The organism is Nocardia sp. NPDC050630 (assembly GCF_044457245.1).
Taxonomy (GTDB): Bacteria; Actinomycetota; Actinomycetes; order Mycobacteriales; family Mycobacteriaceae; genus Nocardia.
In genome coordinates this window covers 351,494-368,679 of sequence record NZ_JBITGN010000004.1, presented here as the reverse complement: position 1 = coordinate 368,679, position 17,186 = coordinate 351,494, and the positions used below count along the sequence as shown (strand labels likewise).

17 protein-coding genes are annotated in these 17,186 nt (G+C 64.7%); 11 read left to right on the top strand and 6 right to left on the bottom strand.

What is annotated here, in order from left to right:
* Nucleotides 1–163: 163 nt before the first annotated feature.
* The 6 genes from ACIBG0_RS14325 (at nt 164) to ACIBG0_RS14300 (ending at nt 8,038) form a co-directional block, all read left to right on the top strand.
* Nucleotides 164–2,092, top strand: coding sequence for an acetolactate synthase large subunit (locus ACIBG0_RS14325; RefSeq protein ID WP_397032485.1), 1,929 nt, complete (start codon nt 164–166; stop codon nt 2,090–2,092).
* Nucleotides 2,089–2,592: an acetolactate synthase small subunit gene (gene ilvN, locus ACIBG0_RS14320; RefSeq protein WP_063042942.1), complete on the top strand. Its 504-nt coding sequence runs from the start codon at nt 2,089–2,091 to the stop codon at nt 2,590–2,592. The genes ACIBG0_RS14325 and ilvN overlap by 4 nt, the downstream gene beginning before the upstream one ends.
* 240 nt (nt 2,593–2,832) lie before the next feature.
* A complete protein-coding gene (gene ilvC / locus ACIBG0_RS14315) occupies nt 2,833–3,834 on the top strand; it encodes a ketol-acid reductoisomerase (RefSeq protein WP_174566238.1) in 1,002 nt (333 codons plus the stop codon).
* 302 nt (nt 3,835–4,136) lie between these two features.
* Nucleotides 4,137–5,444, top strand: coding sequence for a lipase family protein (locus tag ACIBG0_RS14310; protein ID WP_397032482.1), 1,308 nt, complete (start codon nt 4,137–4,139; stop codon nt 5,442–5,444).
* A gap of 286 nt (nt 5,445–5,730) precedes the next feature.
* A complete protein-coding gene (locus ACIBG0_RS14305) occupies nt 5,731–6,921 on the top strand; it encodes an alkane 1-monooxygenase (RefSeq protein ID WP_397032480.1) in 1,191 nt (396 codons plus the stop codon).
* A gap of 145 nt (nt 6,922–7,066) precedes the next feature.
* Entirely contained in the window at nt 7,067–8,038 is a 972-nt protein-coding gene (locus ACIBG0_RS14300) for an acyl-CoA thioesterase (RefSeq protein WP_397032701.1), read from the top strand.
* A 122-nt stretch (nt 8,039–8,160) separates the two neighbouring features.
* On the opposite strand, the gene ACIBG0_RS14295 is transcribed toward ACIBG0_RS14300, so the two are convergent.
* Both ACIBG0_RS14295 and ACIBG0_RS14290 read right to left on the bottom strand, forming a co-directional pair.
* On the bottom strand, nt 8,161–8,592 hold the full coding sequence (locus ACIBG0_RS14295) for a hypothetical protein (RefSeq protein WP_397032478.1): 432 nt from the start codon (nt 8,590–8,592) through the stop codon (nt 8,161–8,163).
* A 197-nt stretch (nt 8,593–8,789) separates the two neighbouring features.
* Nucleotides 8,790–9,089 carry a hypothetical protein gene (locus ACIBG0_RS14290; RefSeq protein WP_397032476.1) on the bottom strand — a complete coding sequence of 100 codons (300 nt, stop codon included), beginning with the start codon at nt 9,087–9,089 and terminating at the stop codon, nt 8,790–8,792.
* 224 nt (nt 9,090–9,313) lie between these two features.
* Between ACIBG0_RS14290 and ACIBG0_RS14285 the strand changes: the two genes are divergently transcribed.
* The gene (locus ACIBG0_RS14285) at nt 9,314–10,204 is read left to right on the top strand and encodes an AAA family ATPase (RefSeq protein WP_397032475.1); all 891 of its coding nucleotides are present in this window, start codon (nt 9,314–9,316) and stop codon (nt 10,202–10,204) included.
* Nucleotides 10,201–11,589, top strand: coding sequence for a VWA domain-containing protein (locus ACIBG0_RS14280; protein WP_397032473.1), 1,389 nt, complete (start codon nt 10,201–10,203; stop codon nt 11,587–11,589). The genes ACIBG0_RS14285 and ACIBG0_RS14280 overlap by 4 nt, the downstream gene beginning before the upstream one ends.
* 126 nt (nt 11,590–11,715) lie before the next feature.
* Here the strand turns inward: ACIBG0_RS14280 and ACIBG0_RS14275 are convergent, their stop codons facing one another.
* The gene (locus ACIBG0_RS14275; RefSeq protein ID WP_397032471.1) at nt 11,716–12,333 is read right to left on the bottom strand and encodes a TetR/AcrR family transcriptional regulator; all 618 of its coding nucleotides are present in this window, start codon (nt 12,331–12,333) and stop codon (nt 11,716–11,718) included.
* A gap of 106 nt (nt 12,334–12,439) precedes the next feature.
* Here ACIBG0_RS14275 and ACIBG0_RS14270 point away from each other — a divergent pair, with 106 nt between their 5' ends.
* A complete protein-coding gene (locus tag ACIBG0_RS14270; RefSeq protein WP_397032469.1) occupies nt 12,440–12,901 on the top strand; it encodes a nitroreductase/quinone reductase family protein in 462 nt (153 codons plus the stop codon).
* Nucleotides 12,902–13,050: 149 nt separating this feature from the next.
* On the opposite strand, the gene ACIBG0_RS14265 is transcribed toward ACIBG0_RS14270, so the two are convergent.
* Nucleotides 13,051–13,341, bottom strand: a complete 291-nt coding sequence (locus ACIBG0_RS14265) for a hypothetical protein (RefSeq protein WP_397032467.1) — start codon at nt 13,339–13,341, stop codon at nt 13,051–13,053.
* 100 nt (nt 13,342–13,441) lie between these two features.
* On the opposite strand from ACIBG0_RS14265, the gene ACIBG0_RS14260 reads away from it, so the two are divergent.
* Nucleotides 13,442–13,843: a hypothetical protein gene (locus tag ACIBG0_RS14260; RefSeq protein ID WP_397032465.1), complete on the top strand. Its 402-nt coding sequence runs from the start codon at nt 13,442–13,444 to the stop codon at nt 13,841–13,843.
* 112 nt (nt 13,844–13,955) lie between these two features.
* On the opposite strand, the gene ACIBG0_RS14255 is transcribed toward ACIBG0_RS14260, so the two are convergent.
* Nucleotides 13,956–14,975, bottom strand: a complete 1,020-nt coding sequence (locus tag ACIBG0_RS14255) for a Gfo/Idh/MocA family oxidoreductase (protein WP_397032463.1) — start codon at nt 14,973–14,975, stop codon at nt 13,956–13,958.
* Between the two features lie 41 nt (nt 14,976–15,016).
* Complete coding sequence (locus ACIBG0_RS14250) at nt 15,017–16,021, bottom strand: LacI family DNA-binding transcriptional regulator (protein WP_397032461.1); 1,005 nt, start codon at nt 16,019–16,021, stop codon at nt 15,017–15,019.
* 251 nt (nt 16,022–16,272) lie between these two features.
* Between ACIBG0_RS14250 and ACIBG0_RS14245 the strand changes: the two genes are divergently transcribed.
* Entirely contained in the window at nt 16,273–17,175 is a 903-nt protein-coding gene (locus ACIBG0_RS14245) for a TIM barrel protein (RefSeq protein WP_397032459.1), read from the top strand.
* Nucleotides 17,176–17,186 lie beyond the last annotated feature (11 nt).

Here is a 17,186-nt window from a genome sequence, read left to right as displayed (position 1 = left end):
AATACGTCAGCTCGCGTTGCGACGCGCCACCCTCGAACAGCCATGCGCTGTCGGGGGCTTTTTTGTGTTCGGGACAAAAGTCCTGGCATGTGGCCGCTTCGCAAGGCACCACGTGCAAGCACAGTTGTCCGGGGTCTAGTACGAGCAGTTAGGAACGAAGACGGTGAGTGCACCAACCGCACGGCCCGGGCCCTCGGCCCGCAGGCCGGCGCCTTCGGCGAATCAGCAGGCCGCGCCCGCTGGCGGTCCGACAAACGCGGCGAACCGCCGCCAGGTCCCGCCCGAGCGGGTCACCGGCGCGCAGTCCGTCGTCCGCTCCCTCGAGGAGCTCGGCGTCGACACGGTATTCGGCATTCCCGGCGGCGCGATTCTCCCGGTCTACGACCCGCTCTTCGATTCCACCAAGGTCCGTCACGTCCTCGTCCGGCACGAACAGGGCGCAGGGCACGCCGCGACCGGTTATGCGCAGGCCACCGGCAAGGTCGGTGTCTGCATGGCCACCTCGGGTCCGGGCGCGACCAACCTGGTCACGCCGATCGCCGACGCGCAGATGGACTCGGTTCCGATCGTCGCCATCACCGGTCAGGTCGGGCGCGGACTGATCGGCACCGACGCCTTCCAGGAAGCCGATATCTCCGGCATCACCATGCCGGTCACCAAGCACAACTTCCTGATCACCGAGGGCATCGACATCCCGCGCATCATCGCGGAGGCCTTCTATCTGGCCTCCTCCGGACGTCCCGGCGCGGTGCTCGTCGATATCCCCAAGGACGTGCTGCAGGCGCAGACCACCTTCAGCTGGCCCCCGGAGATGCGACTGCCCGGCTACCGCCCGGTGACCAAACCGCACGGTAAGCAGGTGCGCGAGGCCGCACGGATGATCTTGGAGGCCAAACAGCCGGTGTTGTATGTCGGCGGCGGCGTGATCAAGGCCGACGCCTCGCCCCAGCTGCTGGAATTGGCCGAGCTCACCGGCATCCCAGTGGTCACCACCCTGATGGCACGGGGTGCGTTCCCCGACAGCCACCAACTCAACATGGGTATGCCGGGCATGCACGGCACCGTTGGCGCGGTCGCCGCCCTGCAGAAGTCCGATCTGCTGATCACCCTCGGCGCGCGTTTCGACGACCGCGTCACCGGTCAGCTGGACTCCTTCGCGCCCGACGCCAAGATCATCCATGCCGATATCGACCCGGCCGAGATCGGCAAGAATCGGCACGCCGACGTCCCGATTGTCGGCGATTGCCGTGAGGTGATCGTCGAACTGATCGAAACGCTGAAGGGCGACCCGTCCGGCGCGCCGAAGCTGAAACTCACCGACTGGTGGCAGTACCTCGACGGCATCCGCAAGAGCTACCCGCTCGGCTGGTCGACACCCAGCGACGGCTCACTGTCGCCGGAGTTCGTCATCGAGGCGCTGGGCCGCCTCGCTGGACCCGACGCGGTCTACTGTGCGGGCGTCGGTCAGCACCAGATGTGGGCCGCGCAGTTCATCAAGTACGAAAAGCCACGCACCTGGCTGAATTCCGGTGGTCTCGGCACCATGGGCTACGCCGTACCGGCGGCCATGGGCGCCAAGATGGGCGTGCCGGAGAAAGAGGTGTGGGCGGTCGACGGTGACGGCTGCTTCCAGATGACCAACCAGGAGTTGGCCACCTGCGCCGTCGAGGGCGTGCCGATCAAGGTCGCGCTGATCAATAACGGCAACCTCGGCATGGTCCGGCAGTGGCAGACCCTGTTCTACCAGGAGCGATACTCCAACACCGATCTGGGCACGCACACCCTGCGCATCCCCGATTTCGTCAAACTCGCCGAAGCCCTCGGCTGCCACGGCATCCGAGTGGAGCGCGAGGAAGACGTGGAGGCCGCGATCCGCGAGGCGCAGTCCATCAACGACCGTCCTGTGGTGATCGACTTCATCGTCGGCAAGGACGCCCAGGTGTGGCCGATGGTCGCCGCGGGCACCAGCAATGACGAGATCATGGCCGCGCGCGGCATCCGCCCACTCTTCGACGAGGACGAGCAGGCCGCCGAGCCCGCCGTCATCCACGAGGCGATGGCGCACGACAAGAACAAGGGGACCGAACAGTGAGTACGACTCACACCCTCAGCGTGCTGGTCGAGGATAAGCCGGGCGTGCTGGCACGGGTCGCGGCGCTGTTCTCCCGCCGCGGCTTCAATATCGAATCGTTGGCGGTCGGCGGCACCGAGATCCCGGAGATCTCGCGGATGACCATCGTCGTCACGGTCGAGGATCTGCCGCTAGAGCAGGTCACCAAGCAGCTCAACAAGCTGGTCAACGTCATCAAGATCGTCGAGCAGGACGCCGACACCTCGGTCGCCCGCGAACTGATCCTGGTGAAGGTGCGTGCGGACGCCAGCGTGCGGACTCAGGTCATCGAGGCCGTAACGCTCTTCCGGGCGAAGGTGATCGACGTTTCGCCGGACGCGCTCACCGTCGAGGCGACCGGGACCCGGTCCAAGCTCGACGCGCTGCTGCGGATGCTCGAGCCGTATGGCGTCCGGGAGATCGTGCAGTCCGGTGTGGTGGCCGTGGGCCGCGGGCCGAAATCCATCACAGCGACTCGCTGACGCTCGCCGCTGTGGCGCTGTGCTTCCGACCAGCCCGAAAGCGGGCTGGTCGGCTAGCTGCTGATCCTTCGATCGTGGCGACCAGCTAGTCTTGCTGCGATCGACGGTCGGCGTGCCGCGCTCCCCGCGCACGTGGGGGACCCGATTTGATCCGAATTTTGCAAACTCATCACCTGTGCCGAACAGGTGTTCCCCGCCGAGGCGGGGATGATCCGAAGGGAACCTACAGTGGCAGTCGAGATGTTCTACGACGACGACGCCGACCTGTCGATCATCCAGGGCCGCAAGGTCGCTGTCATCGGCTACGGCAGCCAGGGGCACGCGCACTCGCTGAGCCTGCGCGACTCCGGCGTCGAGGTCCGCGTCGGCCTCGCTGAGGGTTCGAAGTCGCGGCCGAAGGCCGAAGAGGCGGGCCTGACCGTCGGCACCCCGGCGGAGGTTTCCGCGTGGGCCGACGTGATCATGGTGCTGGCCCCCGACACCGCCCAGGCGTCGATCTTCACCAACGACATCGAGCCCAACCTGAAGGACGGCGACGCGCTGTTCTTCGGCCACGGCCTCAACATCCACTTCGGCCTGATCAAGCCCCCGGCCAACGTGACCATCGGCATGGTCGCGCCGAAGGGCCCCGGCCACCTGGTGCGTCGCCAGTTCGTCGACGGCAAGGGCGTTCCGGCGCTGATCGCGGTCGAGCAGGACCCGAAGGGCGAGGGCCAGGCGCTGGCGCTGTCCTACGCCAAGGGCATCGGCGGCACCCGCGCCGGCGTCATCAAGACCACCTTCAAGGAAGAGACCGAGACCGACCTGTTCGGTGAGCAGGCCGTGCTCTGCGGTGGTACCGAAGAGCTGGTCAAGACCGGTTTCGAGGTCATGGTCGAGGCGGGCTACGCGCCGGAGATGGCGTACTTCGAGGTGCTGCACGAGCTCAAGCTCATTGTCGACCTGATGTACGAGGGCGGCATCGCCCGCATGAACTACTCGGTGTCCGACACCGCCGAATTCGGTGGGTACCTGTCGGGTCCGCGGGTTATCGACGCCGACACCAAGAAGCGCATGCAGGACATCTTGCGCGACATCCAGGACGGCACCTTCGTCAAGCGCCTCGTCGCCAACGTCGAGGGCGGCAACAAGGAGCTCGAGGCCCTGCGCAAGGCGAACGCCGAGCACCCGATCGAGGTCACCGGCGCCAAGCTGCGCGGCCTGATGAGCTGGGTCGACCGCCCGATCACCGAAACCGCGTAATACGCGCGAACGCCACAGTGGCCCATCCCGATTGCGTCGGGGTGGGCCATTGTGGTTTCGGCGGGCGCGCAATTACCGCGAACCTGAGCAATATCGGCCTCGACCGAAGCTCGTAAGAGCGGAGTCCGGAATCCCACGTCTCGGTGTTCAGCTGGGTTCGCGGCCGTCGCGGATCGGCGTTTCTGGTCGGGATTCACGGAAAACCGATTCTCCTGCGGATACCCTCACTATCCGATCTAGATGCCATGGGTACGCCCAAAATCGCAGGAAGGATCGAAATCGTGCGCAGCCGAATACTTGGAATGGCCGCAGCTTTGACGGGAACCCTGATTGTGGTCGGAGGCGGGACGGCTACCGCTCCATACGCATGGACGCAACCGCCGGGGGAACACCCGGTTGCGGAGGCCGGTGATTTCTACTTTCCGCCGCCGTCATTGCCGGACGCGCGGGGCGCTATCGTTCGCGCCGAACCGGCGCCGTTGGCGATGTCGGCGCCCGGCCAGCCGGGAATCGTCCCCGCGGCGGCGACACGCTTCATGTACGTCAGCAGTGATACCCATGACGCGCCCACCGCGGTGGTGGGCACGTATCTGCAGCCGAGCGTGCCGTGGACCGGCCCGGGCGAGCGTCCGCTGATCGCGTACGCGGGCGGCACCAAGGGACAGGGCGATCAATGTGCGCCCTCGAAGTTGATGTCGCAGATTGTCCAGGCCGATCCCTCGCCGTTGGACATAATCTTCGAATACGACCTGGTGGCAATCCGTTCGCTGCTCAACCGCGGTGTGGCGATAGTGGTGACCGACTATCACGGCCTCGGCACACCCGACGTGCACGACTATCTCAACCGGAAGTCGCAAGCCTACGCGGTACTGGACTCCGCGCGCGCTGCCCTGCAGTTGCCCGGCACCGGTCTCAACCCCGGCACGCCGGTCATTCTCTACGGGTATTCGCAGGGCGGTATGGCCTCTGCCGGTGCGGCCGAACTGCAATCGAGCTACGCCCCCGATCTGAATGTGCGTGGCGCCTACGTCGGTGGGCCGGTGGTGGACGACGAATACTTCATCGGATACAACGACGGCCGGCCCGATTTCGCACCGGCAATCGCCTGGACGCTCAACGGCATTGCCGCCGACTACCCGGAGACTCGGCCCGTGCTCGACGCTGAACTGAATGACCTCGGCAAGGCGATCCTGCAGGAATCCCTTGGTAAATGCGCGGTCCCGACCGGACTTGCCCAGGAGCATCTGCGCACGTCCGAGTGGACCAACAGCGGCGAGCCGATTACCGCCGTTATCGATCGGTCCCCGGCGTTGCGGTCGGCATTTGCCGAGCAGCGTCTCGGCACCCGCGCCCCGGCCGTTCCGGTACTTGCCGCATCGGCCGTGAACGACCAGGGAGCACCATTTGTGCCGGTGCGTGAAATGGCCGTCGGTTGGTGTGGTGGCGGAGTGCCCGTTCAGTTGGAAGCGAACGCCGAAATTCCGCCCTCCTCAGGACTCGTGGGCACCCATGTGACTGCCTTCTTCCCGTCGCTGGTGGCCTCGCAGCAGTGGTTGACCGATCGGTTGGCGGGCATGCCAGCCCCGTCCAATTGCGCGGCGCTGCCGTAGCAGTGTGATTTTCGGTGCGTAATACCCGGCGGGCGGGTTCCAGGGCCGAAACCCGCCGCCGGGCACGCTGATCGAGTACCGCGTTCGATCTCTGAGCGCGGCACCCACGCACGTGGCGATTATGCGCCCATCGACTGAAGGCAAGACTCCAGGTCAGAACGCTGATTTCGACAGATCGCTGGCAGTTGGCGCGGGCACAGCTATTCTGGAGCGACAGTTTTACCGCAACGGATTTCGGCGGCCCCACCCCCTGTCAGTGTTGTTCTGTTGGAGGCCCGAGGCACCTATGTCGATCTTCGAAAATACGCAAAGACGCGACCCCAAACGGTATCTGTGGATACTGGGACTGATCGCTCCCACTTGCTCGGTACTTCCCTCACAACTGGTGGTCCATACGGGCCTCGAAATATTCTGGTGGATCGGCCCGATCATTGTGCTCGTGGTGATCCCGCTGCTGGACTGGGCGATAGGGAATGACGGGAGCAATCCGCGCGACGAGGATTACGAGTCCTTGTCCAACGATCGCTACTACCGTTGGTGCACTTACCTTTTCCTGCCGCTACAGTTCGTCGGCCTGCTCATCGCGGGATACCTGTGGGCCAGACCGGCGCTGAGCGTATCGGACAAGCTGGGTTTGGCCGTGACGCTCGGGTTCGTATCGGGCATCGGAATCAACGCCGCCCACGAACTCGGTCATCGAGTCGAGCGCCTCGAACGGTGGCTGGCGAAAATCGCGCTGGCGCAATCAGGATATGGGCACTTTTTCGTCGAGCACACCCGCGGCCATCACGTGCGCGTCGCGACGCCGGAAGATCCGGCCAGCGCCCGATTCGGCGAATCGCTGTGGGAGTTCCTGCCGCGCAGTATGTTCGGCGGCTTCCGCTCGGCCATCGCTTTGGAGCGCGAACGCCTGTCCCGCAAGGGAAAGCGGTGGTTCAGCTGGGAGAATCATCTGCTGCAGGCATGGTCGATGAGTGTCGCGCTGTTCGGCACGTTGATCCTGGTCTTCGGGCCCGCGGTGATCCCATTTCTGGCACTGCAGGCGCTGATCGGCGCGGGGCTGCTCGAGACGGTGAACTATGTCGAGCACTACGGCCTGCTTCGTCAGCGCGGTCCCAATGGCAACTACGTGCGCTGCTCCCCGCGTGACAGCTGGAACAGTGACCGTCTGGTGACGAACCTATTCCTGTTCCACCTACAACGTCACAGCGACCACCATGCGAATCCGGGCCGGCGCTATCAGACCCTGCGCAGCTCTGAGCAGGCGCCACAGCTACCTGCCGGCTACGCAAGCATGATCCTGTTGGCCATCGTCCCGCCGATCTGGCGCGCGGTCATGGACCGTCGTGTGCTGGCCCACTACGGCGGCGATCTCGAGCTCGTCAACACCAAAACCCGAACCAGACGGCATCTCCTCTCGCTCCGCCGGATACGTCCAGTGACCGCCACATCGGCGGAGCTGACTACTCGCCCGTAGCGGTGCGGTTGCCTATTGTCTGGCGAGGACAGCGGAGTCGAACCATTGTCAATCGAACAGATCGTGAGTCGTGAGCATCTCATCCAGCACCCTTGTCCCCGGGTCCGTTCCGAGTTCGGCTTCGGCCGGTCGCCGAGCCGAGGCTATCCACCGCTTTCTCGTCAAACCCGCCGATGCGGGCATCGCCGGTTCGGTCGACGGCGGCAAGCTACTCGAATGGATCGACAAAGTCGCCTATGCGGCGGCGGCTCAGTGGAGCGGTTGCTACTGCGTTACCGCATATGTCGGGAATATTCATCTCGACCGTCCGATCGCCGTCGGTGAGCTGGTCGAACTGCATGCGAATCTCGTGCACACCGGGCGCACCAGCATGCATATTCTCGTGAGCGTCTATTCGACCGACCCCACGCGACGCAAGCCGGTGCAGACGGCGCAGTGCCTGACGATCTTCGTCGCGATCGATGACAATCGGCGGACCGTCGAAGTGCCGCAATGGAATCCGACGTCGATTCTGGAACTGGAGCGGCATCGGCAAGCGCGAGCGCGGGTTTCGGTTCGCAAGCGCATCGAGGAGGCCATGGCCGCGCAGCAGTACACGGCGGCGGGTACGGCGCCGCGGTCGATTTTGCGATTCCTGGCCGCGCCTTCGGATATCAATTGGGGCGGTAAGGTGCACGGCGGCCGCACCATGCAGTGGATCGATGAGGCGGCGTATATCTGTGGTGCCGATTGGGTTGGGCAGCATGTGATTACGTCGTATTTCGGCGGGATCCGGTTCTACCGGCCGATTGTCATCGGACATATTGTCGAGGTGAGCGCACGGCTGATTCACACCGGGCCGCGGAGTATGCATGTCAGCGTGCATGTGACGTCGACGGATACGCATTCCGATGAACCGGCGCTCGCCGCGCACGGTCTCGCGGTTGTCGTCGCCGTCGATGAGAACGGTAAGGCGCGACCGGTGCGCCAATGGGTTCCGGTTTCCGCCGAAGATGAGGCGCTCGATGCGCACGCGCGGCATCTCATCGAATTGCGTGCCGAGGTGGAGCGGTTCACGCAGGCCAGTGATGTGCCCGCGGACGCCGAACCCAACCATTTCCGGGTGCCGATGCCGTGACATGCGGTGGCGGCTGCCTGGCATGCGGATCCGCCGTGGTCCGGTCTGGCTGAGGTCGGACGACCCTGGTGTGCGGATCCGCGGTGGTCCGACTCGGTTGCGGCCGACCACCGCGGCACGGCCTAGCTGTTATTGGGTCTGTGCTGGTTGCGGGGGTTCATCGGGCTGTTCGGGTTGGCTGGGTTGTTGGGGTTCAGCGGGCTCATCGGGTTCGCCGGGTTATTAAGGCTGTGCTCCCACTGGTATTGCGGGTTGGCAGGGCTGTTGGGGTTGGCCGGGTTGTTCGGGTTCAAGGGGCTCATGGGGTTGGCCGGATTGTTCAGATTGTGCGCCCAGTCGCGAGCTTCCCTGTCCCGACGGGCCTGCTCGTCCCGCCACGCCTGCTCGCACTCGTCCCGGTGCTCAGCACTTTCGCAGTCATCCGTCTGCCCCGATCCTGCGGACCCCGTTGCCGGTGCGGCCGACGCCGGAATTGCCGAGGTGGTCAAGGGAACCGTGATGAGGGCGGCGGCCACGGCCACTTGGGCCAGGATCCGGCGTGGCGTCATTGTCATTCTTTCACTCTTGCCTGTGCACGCCGAAAAATCGCCTGCCACAGTGGGATTCAGGGTAATTTCAGTCGAAAGTATGAGTCGTGATGGGACTGACGTAGGGGTGTCGCCCGAGTCGAATCGATCCGAAGTCGGTTGCTTCTCGGCGGGTCCGGGCGACAGCGGCCCGGCACCTGTGGTGCCGGGCCGTTTGCTCTCGATCAGCTGCTGCCGAAGGTCCCACTGGGGAACAGGTGGCGGGGGAATCGCCACGGGTCGTTCCAGCGGCCCGGAAGATCGCAGTCGTCCCAGCGGCCGGGACTGTGGTTCCAGTCGTCGAAGAAGCCGGGGCGGTCGCAATCCCAATCGTTATTGTGCGGATGCCGCACTTCGGTCACGCCGGGGTCGCTGGCGGCAGGGTCGGCCGAGGCGGGAACGGCCAGTGCGGTCAACGGGACTGCGGCGAGGGCGCCGGCCATGGCCACCCGGGTCAATCGGCGGGAAGTCGTTCTCGAGAACACCGTGGATCCTTTCTATCTGCGCGTCCGCGAAGACGCCGTCGCTGCCCGCCGGATAGCCCGGCGACGCAACGATTTGCACGTTCACACTCGGCCGCGCCCGGTCGAATGGCAATGGTGTGAGCACGATTTCAGGAAGATTCATCCTTTGGTATGACGAGTCCCCGAGACGGTGGGTTTCGGCCTCAGGGATGGAGTGGAAATCCGCTGGTTCTAGACTGTTACCGATGAGTAAGTTCTTTGGCTCGGTCGACGAGGTGACGCGGCGGCTCACCGACGCCGGATACCTGCCCTCCGCCGACATCGCCACCGCGGTGTTCCTCGCCGGTCACCTGGGCAAGCCCCTGCTGATCGAGGGCCCGGCCGGTGTCGGCAAGACCGAGCTGGCCAAGGCGATCGCCACCGCCACCACCTCCGACCTCGTACGCCTGCAGTGCTACGAGGGCATCGACGAGGCTCGCGCGCTCTACGAGTGGAATCACGCCAAGCAATTGCTGCGCATCACCGCCACGGACAACGAGGGCTGGGACAGCACCCGCGACCACGTCTTCACCGAAGAATTCCTGCTGCAGCGTCCGCTACTGGCGGCTATCCGGAATCCGCATCCGACCGTGCTGCTCATCGACGAACTCGACAAGGCCGATATCGAACTCGAAGGACTGCTACTCGAGGTCCTGGGCGACTATCAGGTCAGCATTCCCGAACTCGGCACCGTAACCGCCGTCCGCAAGCCCTTCGTCATCGTCACCTCGAACGCCAACCGCGACCTCTCCGAAGCGTTGAAGCGCCGCTGCCTCTACCTCCACATCGACTATCCGACAGCGGATTTGGAGCGCGCGATCGTCCGCATGAAGGTCCCCGAGCTCGACCGAACCATGGATGAGCCGGTAGTGCGAACCGTCGCCGCCCTGCGCGAACTCAGTCTCCGCAAACCTCCCTCGATCGCCGAAACCGTCGACTGGGCGAGAACTCTCGTAGCTCTGGGTGCCCGCGACCTCACCGGCGCCATCGTCCGATCCACCCTCGGCGTACTACTCAAATACCAAGCCGACCACCGCATAGCCATCGATCGCCTCGAGCTTCCCGCGGTCGATCCAAGCGAACGCAGACCGTCATGATCGCGGCTGAGCAGGCCATCGACACGATGACCGATCGCCTGGTCGAGTTCGTCGGATTGCTGCGCGACCACGGAATCTCTGCTGGCCCGAGCGAAACCATCGACGCCGCCGAGGCAATGCTCGCGCTCGGTCTACACGACCGGAACCGCCTGCGCTCCGGCATGGCCGCCTGCCTTCTGCGACGCAACGGCCAGCGCGCCGTCTTCGACCAGCTCTTCGATCTCTACTTCCTGACCGCGGAGCAACCGACAACCTCGGCGCCTCTCGAATCCACCGATGACCTTCGCGACCGATTGGTGGACGCACTCGCCCGAGATGACCGCACCGCCGTCGCCGAACTCGCCCGTCAGGCCCTCACCGCACTGGGCGGCTACGGAGGAGTCGGGACGGGCGAGCCGTCGAGTCCGGTCACCACCGCATCGGGTGCCGGGTGGTCTTCCTATCTGACCATGAAATCCCTACGGCCAGAAGAACTTATCGATCGCGTCGTCGAGCGCATGAGCGGCGATCTCGACCCCACCGTCCGCACCATCGAAGCCGACCGCCGCCTGCGCGAATTCCGCACCGCCGTCCAAACCGAGGCGCGCCTGCGCTCCGCCCAACTCCGAGGCACCGAGTACATCGCCCGCCGTGGCGTCGAATCCAGTACCGACCAGGTCGACTTCCTCGGCGCTCGCGCCCAGGACCTCGCCGAAATGCGCCGTCTGGTAAACCCTTTGGCCCGCAAGCTCGCCACCCGCCTCGCCGCTCGTCGCCGCAAAGCGGTTCGCGGCCAGATCGACATGCGTCGAACTCTGCGCCGCTCGATGGCAACAGGGGGTGTGCCGATCGACCCGGTCCTGCGCGCCCGCAAACATGGCCGCCCCGATCTCGTCGTGCTGGCCGACTTATCCGGCTCCGTAACGGGTTTCGCCGAATTCACCCTGCAACTCGTCCAGGCGCTACTGGACCAATTCAGCAAGGTTCGCAGCTTCGGCTTCATCGACACCTGCGACGAAATCACCGGTTTCTTCACTCCCGGCGAACCCCCTGCCGCTGGCACGGCCGCTCGAATAGTCCGTGATTCCAATGTCGCTCGCTTCGGCAGCAGCAACTATGGCGAGGCCTTCCAAGGTTTCGTAGACAACTATCTCGACGCCCTCGGCCCGCGTACCTCGTTGTTGATTCTCGGCGACGCCCGCACGAACCGCACCGACCCGAATCTGCCCGCTCTGCAAACAATGGCGGACCGAGCCAAACACGCTTACTGGCTGAACCCCGAACCCGCCCGCTCCTGGTCCACCGGCGACTCGGCCGCGCACGTATATGCCGACCTCATCACCATGCACGAATGCCGCAATGTGAAACAGCTCGCCGAGGTGATCGGTCGGCTGCTGCCGGCTTGAAGGCTCCGTTCGACGAGCGGACCGCGCGATCCATCGCCCGGCCCCCGCCGTGTTGGACGCAGCGGACCACGGACCCGGCCCAACATCTCCGAGCCGACCGCGCCGTTATCTGGCGCGATGACGGTGTCAGCGGAAGATCGGCATAACCGTGTCGACGACGGATTCCGGTGTCGGCAGTGCCGTGACCACGTCGGGTGGGCTCAGTTGACGTTGCAGCGCCCGTTGATGCGCCGCACCAACCAAGAGCACAGCGACAGCCCGCAGATCCACCGTGGCGGGCACGCGCTGGTCGGCATGCGGCATTGACAGATGCGCGACGACCGCGTCGACCGCACGATGCGGCCCGATATCCAACTCACGGCTGCGCTGCGCGAACTTAGCGCGCAACTCCACATCCGACTGCACCGCGGCCATCACCGGAATGGCATCCAAGAAGAACTCCTCCAATGCCTCGACAAGTGCCACCAGCCCCGCCCGCAACTCGGGCCGCTCCTCGACCGCACCGAGCACATCCTTGACCGGTCGCAAATGCCGCTGAATCACCGCCTGCAACAACCCCATTCGATCCCCGAAGTGATAGAAGATGCTCGACTCGGCCACTCCCGCCCGCTTCGCAACCTCCTTCGTGGACAACCGAGCCACCCCCGCCTCCAACAGGATCTCCTGCGCCGCGACCACAACCGACTCCCGCACCCCCGTCGAAGGCCGCCCCCGCCGCCCTCGCGCACCATCCGCAGCCGTCACCACCGCAACCTCCGCTCCGCACCGATCAACCCCTTGCAGTATGCCCCACGCGGACGTATTTTCTGAGTATCAACTCAGTAATTATTCGACCAGCGGAGCCATCCCCATGACCAGCACCAAAACCCCCACCACCCAATCCCGCATCCAACGCATCGGCGACACCATCGTCCGCTTCATCCTCCGCTCCCCACTACACCCCCTACTCAGCAAAAAGCTCCTCATCATCACCGTCTCCGGCCGCAAAACCGGCCGCGAATACGCCAACCCCGTCGGCTACGCCGAATACGAAGGTCACCTCCTGATCGGCACCGCCGCCACCTGGCGCCACAACCTCATCCCCAACATCCCCGTCCGAATCCTCCTGCGCGGCACCAACCTCCAAGCCACCCACGAAGTAATCACCGACGAACCCCGAGCCGCCACCCTCTACCGCGAAATCCTCACCCAAAACCCAACCCACGGTCGCTTCGCCAAGATCCACCTGGACCCCGACGGCACAGTCAACTCCGCCGACCTCCGCGCTGCACTGTCTCGAGGCACCGCCATAGTTCGCCTACGCCCCCTATAACCAGGCGAGCCGATGCGGTCGGGCTGGAGTGGGTGTTGGTAATACGCGACCCGCGTTATCGGATGCCGCCGACGAACTCGATCGGAAACACCCTTAGATCCACAGTCCTGATCGAACCCGGGCCTTCTACTGCATGACGGGGAGGGCGGTCAGCGGCCGGTGTGTTTGTGCTGCCAGGCGGCCAGGGCGAGGCTGGCTACTCCTAGTAGGAGAAGGAGGACGCCGGAAGTCATTAAACGGGTGGAGATTTGGGAGAGGCGGGTGGAGCGGGAGCGGGTGCTGAAGTAGGCGTCGGTGGGGAGGTTGTCGCCGATAAAGCAGGACTTGGCGGCTTGGGTTGCTTTGCTGGCGAGGGAGTCGGTGGCTACGGATGCGGTCAGGGCGGTGACTGCGGCGGTGATGCAGAGGATCGAGATGGTGACGAGTGCGGCGAATGGCATGAGATCCCCCGGGTTCGGCTTGTAGAGGTCAGTGGGTGGTCGCGCTGACTACAAGCAGTGTCGCAGTGGGGTCTGACATCTTCTGCGGTACAACAGGTTCGTGAGTGAGCGTCGGTTCGTGCGGTTCCAGGCGGTCAGCCCGAACCGGCATGGGCGGTATCCGGGCGTGTTCGGGCTGGTCAATGGGTTGGCGCGGACGGGGGTGCTGACGGGGGTGCAGGAGCGGTTTCGGCGGGTCAACAATGATTGGTACAACGGGAATCTCGTTGATCCGAGTGAAGTGGACCCTGAGGTTTACAACCGTGCTGTTCATCCAGGAGCGGCGTCGTGGTTCAAGGCGGCGGCTGTGGCGATGATCGAGCGGGTGGAGGGATATCTCGCGATCCTCGAGGCGCACAGCGTGCCGTGGGTGCGGTTGGATTCCGACGCGCCAGGGAAGATCCTCTACGAGGATCCGAATCAGGTAGTCGCAGTCCAGCATGCCGGCGCCAGAACCCCCTAACTCGCCGGATCAAGATCACCGGGAACTGGTGGCGGTCCTGCTCGGGCGATGCCGCCAAGGATTCCCCGTGATCATCGGTCCAGTTGGGTGGGAGCCCAGTGGGGGCGGGGTGTCAGCGGCGGAGTTCGGCTATGGGCACTGGTCGGTTTTGGTGTCGGGAGAGTTCGCATGCCTCGGCGATATAGAACGCTTCGAGTGCGTCGGTGGGTGTGCAGGGGTTGGCGAGTTCGCCGGATACCACGGAGAGGAACGCGGCGAGTTCCTCGGTGTATGCCCGACGGAACCGTTCCATGAATCCGGGGTAGGCGGGGAGACCTGAAGGGACGTAGTCGGGTTCGACAGACCTCAGAGGGGCTCGGTCGTCCAATCCAACGACAGCATTCCCGAGGGAGCCCAGCGCTTCCAGGCGGACGTCGTAGCCTGCGCCGTTGTAGCGGCTGAGTGAGACTGTTGCCAGGGTGTCGTCGTCCAGCCGTAGCAGAACCGCGGCGGTGTCTACATCGCCAGCTGCGGTGAAGAATTGGGCGCCTCGGTTGGTGCCGGTGGCGTAGACCTCGACTACTTCGCGGCCGGTTACCCAGCGGATTATGTCGAAATCGTGAACCCCGCAGTCGCGGAACAAACCTCCGGAACGCGGAATGTATTCGGCCGGTGGGGGCGACGGATCCAGTGTGGTCGCCCGCAGGCTGTGCAGCCAGCCGAGGGAACCGGAGGTGATGGCGGCTCGGGCGGCGCGGTAGCCCGCGTCGAAACGGCGTTGGAAGCCGATTTGGACTGGGACGGTCGAGTTTTCGAGGCGGGTGATGACGTCGAGGGTGCCTTGGATATCGGCGGCTACCGGCTTTTCGCAGAAGACGGGGATACCCGCGTCGACAGCGCGGGTGATGAGTTCGGGGTGGGAATCGGTGGCGGTGGCGATGATCAGGCCGTCGAGTGGGGCGGCGAAGAGTGTGTCGATGTCGGGGACGGCTTGAACGCCGAGTTTGGTGGCGGCGGCGTGGGCGCGTTCGGCGTCGGCGTCGGCGACGATGACGGTCTCGACGCCGGGTAGGTGTTTCAGTGTTTCGACATGGGAGGTACCGATCCGGCCGGTGCCTGCCAGGCCCAGCGTGACGGTGTGTGCTGATGTCATCCGCTCTCCTCCTGGTGAAACGCGATGGTTATAGAAAAGCGTCAGTTGCGCGGCGCTGCGGTCGTCGCGCGAACGACCAATGAGGGTTCCAGGCGACGGCGCACTGGGTCGGTACGGCCGTCGCGGAGGCGTTCGATCAACGCCTCGATTGCCAAGCGGCCCATCTGAGTTCGCGGCTGATCAACGGTGGTAAGGGAAACGTGGCGCAGTGCGGCCAATGAGGTGTTGTCGTAGCCGACGACCGAAACATCGTGCGGCACCGAAAGTCCGGCCTCTTCCAGTGCCGACATCGCGCCGACGGCATTGAAGTCGTTGCCGCACACCAGTGCGGTGGGGAAGTTATCCCGAGAGAACAGATTCAGCAGTTTCTGGACCGCCGTGATGCCTCCCGAGTCGGTGTGCTCGCTGGCGATGATCATGGGCTCCAACCCTTTTCGGGCCATCGCGGCACGGTAGCCGCGACGGCGCGCGGCGGAGGTGAATGCCCCACCGCCGTCGAGATGCACGATTCGGCGGTGGCCGAGCGAGACCAGATGATCCACGGCGAGTGCGGCGCCGATCTCACCGTCATCATTGACGGTATCGACGTCCGCAATGGTCGAGCTGCGCGAGATGAGCACGATCGGGCACTTGTCGGCGGCGTCGCGAATGGCCGCCACCGGTAGTACGGGTGAGAGCAAGATTATTCCGCCGGGGCGGAAGGACAACAGGCTCTCCAGCGCGGTGCGCTCGCGCGCGGCGCTGCGGCGTCCGGTGTTGAGGACGAGTTCCAGGCCCGCGTCCTGCGCGGCCGCGTCCATACCCTCCACCACATCGGCGAAGAAGGCATTGCGCAGGTCGGAGACCATGACGCCGATGATGTTGGAGGTCCGGCTGGCCAGCGACCGCGCCATGATGTGCGGCTGATAGCCGAGATCCTTCGCGGCCGCGAGCACCGCGCGACGACGATGTTCGCTGACCTTGGGGGAGTTGCGCATGACAAGGGAGACCAGCGCGCGGGACACCCCGGCGCGGGCGGCGACGTCCTCCATGGTCGGTCGCGCCATCTCGCCTCCGTTCCGCATCCCACCGTGCTCCTGCAGTGTCGGACGTTACAAGGTCGGATAGCGCTTATCAATAGAGCGCTCTAATCCGACATTTTTCCCACCGCGAGCGTCGGCTATTTGCCGTGGAAGAACAAGTTTTCGCAGGTAATAGCGCAGAACCAGCGACCGATGCAGTACTTGACACGCTATGACCTACGTTACATAGTTGGAGCGCTCCAATAGCGCCAGACACCGAAGGTCGGAGAGCCCGGATGACCCAACCTCGCTATCCGCTACGCATCGCCGCTGCACCGATCTCGTGGGGCGTCTGTGAAGTCCCCGGTTGGGGTCATGTGCTCGACGCGCGGACCGTACTCGCGGAGATGTCCGCCCTCGGCATCTCCGCGACGGAACTCGGCCCACCCGGTTACCTACCGCGGCATCCAGCCGAATTGTGCGCGCTGCTCAATGATTTCGGCATCACCGCGGTCGGTGGCTTCCTCGCCCTTCCACTGCACCGCGACCCGGAGCAGGCAATCGAGACCGCCCGCGCGAACGCCGCGCTATTCGCAGCGACGGGTGCCGACGTGATCATCCTCGCGGCCGCGACCGGACTCGGCGGATATGACACGCGCCCAATACTTTCCGGTAGCGAATGGCGGACTCTGATCGAAACCGCCTCCGCCGTCCGGGATCTCGCCGCCGAATTCGGATTGCGCACCACCCTGCATCCCCACATCGGCACCTACGTCGAGAGTGAAGCCGAAGTCGGCAGGTTCCTAGCCGATTCCGACCTGGACCTCTGTCTGGATACCGGCCACTTGCTCATCGGCGGCACCGATCCGGTGCGCCTCGCACAGCGCCATCCGGATCGAATCGGACATATCCATCTCAAGGATGTGCGCAACGCCATCGCCGACCGAGTACGCAGCGGTGCAATGGAATACAGCGATGCCGTGCGCCGCGGCATCTACGTCCCGCTCGGCGACGGCGATATCGACATCGAGGCCCTGGTGCGCAGCGTGCAGGCCGCAGGCTATCGCGGCTGGTATGTCATCGAACAGGACACGGCATTGCGCCCGGAGGATTCGGCCGAACTGCCGAGCCGCGACGCCGCCCGCAGTCTGATCCACCTTGCGGGCATAGCTTCCGCGCTGGGCTCAGTTCGAATCTAGATGGGAAGTGA